We start from the raw sequence: 7,168 nt of genomic DNA, 5'->3' as shown, positions 1-7,168 counted from the left end.
GCGAAGCATCGGCGCGCACGCCGAGTACCTGCCACCATTGCTCGGGCGCGGGCAGGGCGACGTGGCCGGCGAAGGCTTGTTCAAGGTCCGCGACGCCCCAGCGTTCCTGACCGCGCAGCGCCTCGATGTGCGCGGCGATCGCGGCGATGTTGTCGGCCACGGTGTTCCAGCGATCGCACGCGAGGACGTGCGGCCGGCCGTCCAGCTCGAAGAAGAAAGCGACGCTGGGGTCCGCCGGGGCACCCTGGTCTCGCCGGGGGCGGCCATCGGCACGGAGCGGGCAGTTGGTCGAGAGGGTCAGCTCAAGCATTCGCCAGGCGTGGCCGTTCAGCGTGACCTTGCGGACCTGCTCGCGCAAGCGGCCGACGGCTTCGTCGAACAGCAGGGGGCGGTCACCGGAGCGAAACAGCGCGGGCTTGCGCGCGATCGTCTTCAGCCGGCCGATCGGCCAATCGACCGGATAGGCGAACCGGATCTGCGGCTCGCTCATGCCCCACCTTCCAGCGCTACCGCGTGAAGGGTCATGATGTCGGGATGGTCGTTGGCACAACGCATGCAGACGTTGGTCTGACCGCGCGCGATCTGGACTACGGGCTGCTCGCACGGTCCCATCGCCCTCGCGAGGGCTGACCCGGCGTCGCCGCCGCCGAAGAACGCGACCAAGCCCAGATGCCGGCTGACCGCGTGCATATCCATGCCGCATTGCCGAAGCGTAACGCGATAGAAGATCGGGCTTTCGGTCGCAGGGATGGCACGCCCGCAGAAAGCACAGGCCTCGAGCGCCTCAGGGCCGAGCCGGGGAGCGTCCTTAAGGCGATCGTCAACCATGCTCAACCGCCTCCGGTTCAGGAGCGCCTTCAACCCATGCATCGAATTCGACAGCGCAGTGCTCGCAGAGGTGCCGGTGGCCGCCACGGCCATGCACGCTCAGCCATGACGAGGGCCGATCCGGGCCGGACCACAAGAACTTTTCTTGGTGTTTTTGCAGTGGTCGGCTGTGGACCTCGCCGCAGCGATCGCAGGTAAACTGGCTCAGCATGGCGTAGCTCATTTCAGGCAGCTCCATCGGACTGGTGGATTTCGCTGGACTCGCTGGGCCGCCGGTGGCGGCAGCCGATGTCGCCGCGCGTGCCGCAGCGGGGGCAGGGCTCGCGATCGGGCGCGAACTGGCGATCGTCGCGGGTCGAAGCGGGGGTGAAGCGCGCCACGGCCTGGTCGGCCAGGCTGTCGAGCGTGCTGGTGATCGTGCCCACGCTGCGCGCCAGGCGCCTGCGCTCCTCGGCCCGGGCGCTTTCGGCGAAGATCGCCGCGCGCAGGGCGCGCGAGCTGTCGGGGCGGCGCGTGGTTCCGGCACGCCGCCCCTCCACAGATTGGGATTGTTTCGCGCGCGCCGCGCTGCCGTCTAGCTCATGATATCCTCCTGCGCTGGTGGGAGCCGCCTGACTGGTGGGTGGGTTGAGGGAGGCGCCGGGGTTCACTCGGCCGCCTCCCTCGTCTCGTGCTGTTCTGGCGCGACACCGAAGGACAGCAGCGGGTGTATCCAGCCCGCGTCCTTCAGCACGCCGGCGGCGGCGCCGGTGAGGACGGGATCGACGAGCTTGTGCCAGGAGCGGAATGCCTCGGCCTCGACGTGGGGCTGCGCCAGTTCGAGGCGCTTCATCTTGGGGACAAGCGCGAGGAAAGCGGGCGTGGGTTCCCATAGTTCGCGCAGGGTTTCGTCGGTCGCCCCGGCGAGACGGGCGAGGCGATCGTGCGGCCCGACGCGCCAGCCCGGCACGTTGGCGGAGCGGACGAGGGCGAGGCCCGCCAGGACGGCGCCGGCGAGGCGTTTCTTCTGGTCGGACGTGAAGTGGAAATGGGTGAACGCGTCCGCCGGATCTTCGACGGTCATGTAGTTCTCGGCGCAAACGCTCTCGACGGTGGCCTTCCACAGTTCGCCCGCCTTCGCTTCCCCGACGAAGGGCGCGACGACGTCGGTGGGCTCCGAATCCCCCGAAATGTCCCACGGGCTGGCGAGGCCGCGCGCGCCGACGTGGGTATGGCGATCGCGGCCCAGCGCCTGGCGAAGCTGCGACCAGACGGCGTAGTCACGGCCAAGCGTCCCTTCCCCCAGCGCATCGGCGACGAGGATCGCGCGCAGCAGCTCGCGGCGCAGCGAGCGCAGCACCTGCAGGCCATCGGCGGTGAGGCCATGCTCATCCTTGACCGCGGCGCGCGCGGCCTGAGCGGCGGTGTGGTTGGCCAGAGCATCGAAGCCCGAGGCCTCGGAGACGCGGGCCGGATGGTCGGGCGGCAGCGGCGCCCGATCGGCGCCGCCTTTCTCGGCCGCGCGCCGGGCCTTGCGGCTGGCCCACCACCAGCGTGGCTCCGCCTCGCCCGATGGCCTGATCTCGAGCGTGGCCACCACTTCGCCATCGGGCAGCTCGATCCTGGTCACGCCGCGCTTCGTCGTCGTCTTCGGCACGAATTCCAGCGCGTGATCGGCGTAGCCGTGGGCCTGGGGCGGCTCGGCGGCGAAGCGCAGATCGCTTCGGCCGGTCTGCTGGCGCAGCTGCTGCTTGAGGTGGGCAAGCTTGTTCTCGACCTGCTGGCGCAGCAGTCCCTCGTCGACGACGCGACCGCGCGTCTCGGCCTCGTCCGCGAAAAGATCGAGCTCGAAGCGGCCGCCGGCGGCGCGGTAGACGTCCTCGCCGATGAAGCGCAGCAGACGTTCGGCCTCGCGATCGCCGACCTTGAGGAAAGCCCGGATATGGTGCGGCTGGCGATCCCATTTCGCCGCCTTGGCGAATCGCGACCAGGCCGCGCGCTGCAAGTCGTGATCCTCGGTCGCGGCGTAGGCTGTGGCGTCGTCCAGCGCCAGCGTCCCGGAAGCGTAAGCTTCGAGGATCTCGGGGACGAGCGTGCCGAGGCGAAGCTGCTGCACCACCCAGCGCTCACGCTGGCCGATATTGGCGGCGATCTCCCCGACGCTCGCGCCCTGTTCGTGCGCGCGCGCGATCGCCGCGTGGATCTCGTAAGGGCGCAACTCGCGCCGCAGCAGGTTCTCGGCCAGCGAAAGTTCGGTGATCTCGGCCGGCAGCAGCTCACGCACGATGACATCGACGGGCCAGTCGGCCGGCAACCGGCCGTCGGCGACCAGGCGCTGGATCGCGCGAAGCCGGCGGCCTCCCGCCAGCACGCCATAGGATGCGTCATCCGGCATCGGGTGGACGATCAGCGGCAGCAGCAGGCCGTGCACCGCGATCGAGGCTTCCAGCGCGCCGGTGGCGTTGGCGTCCTCCTCGTTCTGGCGGACGTTGAACGGCGAGAGGGTCAGGGCTTGGACGAGAACGGATCGGACGGTCATGCCAGCTGTTCCTTGTTCCTTGGCCGGCGCGCGGCGGCGTGGTTCGGCGAGGGGGAAGGCGAGCTGCAGGCCCTCTCCGGGATAGGCGAGATCCAGCTCGGCGCATTCGGGGCACGAGCAGGGGCGGGGGCGCGGCTTCACGGCTTGGGCTCCGCCGTGCTTTCGCCGCGCCTGCACGCCAGGCGCAGCGCGCGGCGGCGGTTCAGCTCGGCGAGGATGCGGCTTTCCTCGCGCGACATGGGCAGGATGCGCGGCTTGCGCCCGCGCGCGAGCAGCATGTTGATGCCGGTGCGCCGCATCATGCGGGTGATCCGGCCGCTCATGCCCGCACCTCGCTGGCCAGCAGCGCGACGAGGTGGAGCACGAAGAAGGCGGCGACGAAGGGCACGACATCGGCGTCCAGCGTCCGGCGCGGGGAAAAGCCATCGGCGGCGATCTTGCCGAGGATGAGGAAGTCCAGCACCAGCGCGACGACGCGGCACACCTCGAACAGCCCGGCGATCACGGCCGCAGGCTCCGAACGAGGCCGACGATCGCCGGCACGAAGACGAGGCCGACGACGCTGGCGACGATCGCGGCGTAGACGCATCCGAGACGCCGCTCGACGCGCTCGGCGAAGGCAAGCGTCCGGGCCATCCGGCGATCGGCCCCAGTCAGCGGGAGAGCGGTCAGCGGGAGATCGGCGAGATCCAGGGGTTCGGGATACTCGGCATGGGCGGCGGCGCGCGCTTCGGCGGCTGGCATCAGGCGTCCTCCTTCTCTCGGGCGGGTTGCGCGCGCAGATCCGCGACGAAGGCGGGATCGGCCCGCTCGGCCGCGTCGGCGCGCGGCGTGATCTTGCGGAAGCAGTAAGCGGGGTAGAGTTTGCGGGGCCAGCGCGCGAACTCGAGCACGATGGTCGGCTCGCCGGCCAGCAGGTGCGCGGCGATCTCGACCACCTGGACGATGCGGACGTCACCGCAGGCCGGACCGTGATCCGGGTAGATGCCGTTGCGGAACCAGCCATTGGCGTTCAGGCACTCGGCGAGGTCGCCGGCGCGCCACTCGTCCGGGGAATCGCCGGGAGCGTTCGCGGCCGTCTTGCCGCAACGGCGGCCGAGGTTGAGGAACCAGCGCATCAGCTGGCCCTCGCCCGGACAATCGCCCTGGCAAGCGAGCGGCTGCCTTCGACCATCATGTTCTCATGTTTACGCTGATCGTCGGAGCCGCCCGACAGCCGGACGATGATAGACTGGACATAGACCTTGCGCAGGCCGAGATCGGCGGCGATCTCGGACGCCGTCATGCCGCGCTCGGATCGGGTGAGGATCTGCGCCTCGCGGTTGGTGACGGCCATCACCCGATCCCCAGCGCGGCTTTGTAGGTTTCGAGGACCGATTCCATTTCGCGGCGATCGTCGGGCCGCATCTTGCGCAGCCGCACGCATTGCCGCATCGCCTTGACGTCGTAGCCGACCGCCTTGCCCTCGGCGTAGGCGTCGCGGATATCGTCGGAGACGCCCTTCTTCTCTTCCTCGAGGCGCTCGACGCGCTCGATCAGGAGGCGCAGGCGATCGTCGCTCATGGCTTCACCACCACGGCCATTGCCTCCTGACGCAAATTGAGCTTGCCAGCCACCGCATGGGCGGCCTCGAGCATCGACTGCATCTGACCGTCCGCCAGCTGCAGGGCGAGTTCCAGCGTCATCATCTGCGCACCGCCGCCTTCCGCGCGTTCGACGACCGCCAGCAGGGCTTTCAGCGAATCGTCCGCCGCGTGGCAGGCCAGATCGACGATCACGCTCGTGCGTTCGGCCGATGCGCCATTGCTCTTCAACAACTGGCGAAGTTGCGCGCGCGTCTCGTTTCCGAAGTAGCTCATGCCGGTTCCCTTTCGGTCTGGCGCGCTTGCGCCTCGGCGCGGCGGGCGCAGGCGGTGCAGAGGGTGGGATCGCCTTCGACCCAGGCGCAGGGGCGGCCCGACGTGGTGGCGCAGCAATCGTGCCAGGAGCAGCCGCAGAACCGGCAGAGCTGGGGTTCGGGCAGGCAATTGCCGGGCCCGGCCTGGTGGCGCAGGAGCAGCAGCTCGTAGACGCCCAGCTCGAACGGGAAGGCCCGGCGCAGCAGCGCGGCCTGCGGCATGGTCAGCGGGGCCTCGTCGCGCTCGGCCGCCTCGATGCGCCGCTGAAGCTCGAGCCGGTCCCCGGCGGTGACGGGGCGCAGGCGATCGGGCGCGCCGGCGACCTGCGCGGCAAGGACGGGCAGGGGCAGGTCGGCCGCCTCGCGGCGCAGGCGCAGGTAGGTTCCGGGGGACATCGGCAGGGTACGCGGCATCGGCTGGGTACTCCGGGCGTGGGACAGCGCACCGAACGTCGCAGTGACGATCGGGCGCGGGACGGATGCGGATCGGGCTTGGTCGGCGGGGCCGGGTTACGGGTCGGGCGGCGGGGGGCCGGTGGCGTGGGGTTCGGGCGCGGTGGCGGGATCGCCCGCGCCGCCGAGGCAGGACTGGATGAGCTGGTGCGCCTGGCGGAAGCGGGCCATGGCCTCGTCGATCTCGCGCAAGGTGGCTTTCAGGTCGTGCCGGCCGGCGCCGTTGCGCGCGGCGGCGACGAGGGCGATTTCGGCCTCGCTGTTTTCGCGCAGCACTTCGGGCAGCAGCTGCAGCAGGGCGGCCGGGCCGGCGAAGCGATCGGTGGCGGCCAGTTCGAGCTGGACGGTGTAGGCCTCGTAGAAGGGCGCGCCGAGGCCGCCCGCGCCCTGGAACGCGAGATCGAGCGCGAGCGCGCACTCGACCGGCACGCCCTCGGGCAGATCGGGATTGCCCCAGTTGCGCACGGTGCTGGCCGCCCGGCCGCAGACTTGCGCCGCCTCGGCCCAGTCGCCCGGCAACTGCCCGACGACCCGGGCCAGCGCGGCCTCGAAAGTCAGAGGCGGGCGGTGCTTCGTCATGCCGCGATCGCCGATGCGAACAAGGCGGCGGGGCGACATTGTGGATCGACGGGCACCGCCCGCAGGCGTCCGGCTCCGCCATTCGCGAGCGGATGGATGAGACGCGCGGCCCGGTTTTCGCTGGACCAGGGGCACGCCACCCCGCGCCGCCGGCGGCGCGCACCCGGCCGGGGAGCACTGATCCCGGCCAGAAAATCACCCGCCGATTCTGAGGGACCGGCAAGCGCCGCGCCCCTAGGCTGCGGGCATGGACAGAACAGACCTTTGGGAGCGCGGCTGGACGCCGCGCTCCCGCCGGCTATCGTGGGGCTTGAGAGCAACCCACGAAGAGTCGCGAGGCCGTGGCCGGAGCGCCGCGTCATGCCGCCGGCCCTGCGTGCGCCCAAAGGGGAAAAGCATGGGCCAGATCACCGGCCGCGTCGTTATCAACGGGATGCCAGCCTGCGAGGTTACCTGCCATTGCGGCCATAAAGGCACGGTATTCGTCCACCAGCTCGAAGCGGCGCGTTACTACAAATGCGGCTTCTGCTTCGGCGAGTTCATACCCGATTCGCCCGATGCTGCGACGAACGAGCAGCTTTTCGAGGAGATCGCCCGGGACCTGAAGGCCGCCGGCAAGCGCGGCGATGAATGAGCGGTTGGCCGCCTTGAGCGCATCGAGTTCCGCGGCGTGGTCGCGCACCAGCAGGCAAGGTCGGCGGCCCAGGACCTTGGGCGAATCCGGCCAGCCCCGCAGTTCGAACGGCAGGATGAAGGGCACGCGGTCGCGCAGATCGGCGTCCCCGCCAAGCGCATCGACCAGGGGATGGCGGAAGGCGATCATGAGCGCAGGCTTTCGAGAACAGAGGGCAGACCTTTGGGGACGCGGCTGGACGCCGCGCCCCCGCCGGCTA

General features: G+C 70.3%; 15 protein-coding genes. All 15 read right to left on the bottom strand.

The features are described 5' to 3' along the window. Positions 1–490 (bottom strand): J domain-containing protein (locus PYV00_RS24330; protein WP_275230928.1); only part of this gene is annotated, 490 nt, incomplete at its 3' end. Next, positions 487–828: a hypothetical protein gene (locus PYV00_RS24325; RefSeq protein ID WP_275230926.1), complete on the bottom strand. Its 342-nt coding sequence runs from the start codon at positions 826–828 to the stop codon at positions 487–489. The genes PYV00_RS24325 and PYV00_RS24330, both read right to left, overlap by 4 nt. Continuing rightward, the gene (locus tag PYV00_RS24320) at positions 821–1,051 is read right to left on the bottom strand and encodes a hypothetical protein (protein WP_275230925.1); all 231 of its coding nucleotides are present in this window, start codon (positions 1,049–1,051) and stop codon (positions 821–823) included. Before PYV00_RS24320 ends, PYV00_RS24325 begins: the two co-directional genes overlap by 8 nt. A 1-nt stretch (position 1,052) precedes the next feature. Further along, the gene (locus PYV00_RS24315) at positions 1,053–1,367 is read right to left on the bottom strand and encodes a hypothetical protein (RefSeq protein WP_275230924.1); all 315 of its coding nucleotides are present in this window, start codon (positions 1,365–1,367) and stop codon (positions 1,053–1,055) included. A 107-nt stretch (positions 1,368–1,474) separates the two neighbouring features. Then, the gene (locus PYV00_RS24310) at positions 1,475–3,346 is read right to left on the bottom strand and encodes a ParB/RepB/Spo0J family partition protein (RefSeq protein ID WP_275230923.1); all 1,872 of its coding nucleotides are present in this window, start codon (positions 3,344–3,346) and stop codon (positions 1,475–1,477) included. Between the two features lie 137 nt (positions 3,347–3,483). After that, on the bottom strand, positions 3,484–3,669 hold the full coding sequence (locus tag PYV00_RS24305; RefSeq protein WP_275230921.1) for a hypothetical protein: 186 nt from the start codon (positions 3,667–3,669) through the stop codon (positions 3,484–3,486). Beyond that, positions 3,666–3,851, bottom strand: a complete 186-nt coding sequence (locus PYV00_RS24300; RefSeq protein ID WP_275230919.1) for a hypothetical protein — start codon at positions 3,849–3,851, stop codon at positions 3,666–3,668. Before PYV00_RS24300 ends, PYV00_RS24305 begins: the two co-directional genes overlap by 4 nt. Continuing rightward, positions 3,848–4,090 (bottom strand): hypothetical protein, encoded by a 243-nt coding sequence (locus PYV00_RS24295; protein ID WP_275230918.1) that lies wholly within the window; start codon positions 4,088–4,090, stop codon positions 3,848–3,850. Before PYV00_RS24295 ends, PYV00_RS24300 begins: the two co-directional genes overlap by 4 nt. Beyond that, positions 4,090–4,464, bottom strand: a complete 375-nt coding sequence (locus tag PYV00_RS24290; RefSeq protein WP_275230917.1) for a hypothetical protein — start codon at positions 4,462–4,464, stop codon at positions 4,090–4,092. Before PYV00_RS24290 ends, PYV00_RS24295 begins: the two co-directional genes overlap by 1 nt. Further along, positions 4,464–4,682 (bottom strand): hypothetical protein, encoded by a 219-nt coding sequence (locus PYV00_RS24285; protein WP_275230916.1) that lies wholly within the window; start codon positions 4,680–4,682, stop codon positions 4,464–4,466. Before PYV00_RS24285 ends, PYV00_RS24290 begins: the two co-directional genes overlap by 1 nt. Then, positions 4,682–4,909 carry a DUF2312 domain-containing protein gene (locus PYV00_RS24280; protein WP_275230915.1) on the bottom strand — a complete coding sequence of 76 codons (228 nt, stop codon included), beginning with the start codon at positions 4,907–4,909 and terminating at the stop codon, positions 4,682–4,684. Before PYV00_RS24280 ends, PYV00_RS24285 begins: the two co-directional genes overlap by 1 nt. Further along, positions 4,906–5,205, bottom strand: coding sequence for a hypothetical protein (locus tag PYV00_RS24275; protein WP_275230914.1), 300 nt, complete (start codon positions 5,203–5,205; stop codon positions 4,906–4,908). The genes PYV00_RS24280 and PYV00_RS24275 overlap by 4 nt, the downstream gene beginning before the upstream one ends. Continuing rightward, positions 5,202–5,657, bottom strand: coding sequence for an XRE family transcriptional regulator (locus PYV00_RS24270; RefSeq protein ID WP_275230913.1), 456 nt, complete (start codon positions 5,655–5,657; stop codon positions 5,202–5,204). Before PYV00_RS24270 ends, PYV00_RS24275 begins: the two co-directional genes overlap by 4 nt. 96 nt (positions 5,658–5,753) lie before the next feature. Continuing rightward, a complete protein-coding gene (locus tag PYV00_RS24265) occupies positions 5,754–6,275 on the bottom strand; it encodes a hypothetical protein (protein ID WP_275230912.1) in 522 nt (173 codons plus the stop codon). A gap of 358 nt (positions 6,276–6,633) precedes the next feature. Beyond that, a partial coding sequence (locus PYV00_RS24260) for a hypothetical protein (protein ID WP_275230911.1) occupies positions 6,634–7,168 on the bottom strand: 535 nt, incomplete at its 5' end.

Source organism: Novosphingobium album (ex Liu et al. 2023), from assembly GCF_029076845.1.
In the GTDB taxonomy this organism is placed as follows: Bacteria; Pseudomonadota; Alphaproteobacteria; order Sphingomonadales; family Sphingomonadaceae; genus Novosphingobium.
The sequence above is the reverse complement of the archived record's forward strand: the minus strand, read 5'-3'. Positions and strand labels throughout refer to the sequence as shown.

Excerpts from the sequence above, each read along its gene's own strand:
- PYV00_RS24325 (WP_275230926.1), bottom strand. The coding sequence starts at position 828 with ATGGTTGACGATCGCCTTAAGGACGCTCCCCGGCTCGGCCCTGAGGCG.
- PYV00_RS24285 (WP_275230916.1), bottom strand. The coding sequence starts at position 4,682 with ATGGCCGTCACCAACCGCGAGGCGCAGATCCTCACCCGATCCGAGCGC.
- PYV00_RS24305 (WP_275230921.1), bottom strand. The coding sequence starts at position 3,669 with ATGAGCGGCCGGATCACCCGCATGATGCGGCGCACCGGCATCAACATG.
- PYV00_RS24290 (WP_275230917.1), bottom strand. The coding sequence starts at position 4,464 with ATGCGCTGGTTCCTCAACCTCGGCCGCCGTTGCGGCAAGACGGCCGCG.
- PYV00_RS24295 (WP_275230918.1), bottom strand. The coding sequence starts at position 4,090 with ATGCCAGCCGCCGAAGCGCGCGCCGCCGCCCATGCCGAGTATCCCGAA.
- PYV00_RS24270 (WP_275230913.1), bottom strand. The coding sequence starts at position 5,657 with ATGCCGCGTACCCTGCCGATGTCCCCCGGAACCTACCTGCGCCTGCGC.
- PYV00_RS24280 (WP_275230915.1), bottom strand. The coding sequence starts at position 4,909 with ATGAGCGACGATCGCCTGCGCCTCCTGATCGAGCGCGTCGAGCGCCTC.
- PYV00_RS24320 (WP_275230925.1), bottom strand. The coding sequence starts at position 1,051 with ATGAGCTACGCCATGCTGAGCCAGTTTACCTGCGATCGCTGCGGCGAG.
- PYV00_RS24310 (WP_275230923.1), bottom strand. The coding sequence starts at position 3,346 with ATGACCGTCCGATCCGTTCTCGTCCAAGCCCTGACCCTCTCGCCGTTC.
- PYV00_RS24265 (WP_275230912.1), bottom strand. The coding sequence starts at position 6,275 with ATGACGAAGCACCGCCCGCCTCTGACTTTCGAGGCCGCGCTGGCCCGG.
- PYV00_RS24275 (WP_275230914.1), bottom strand. The coding sequence starts at position 5,205 with ATGAGCTACTTCGGAAACGAGACGCGCGCGCAACTTCGCCAGTTGTTG.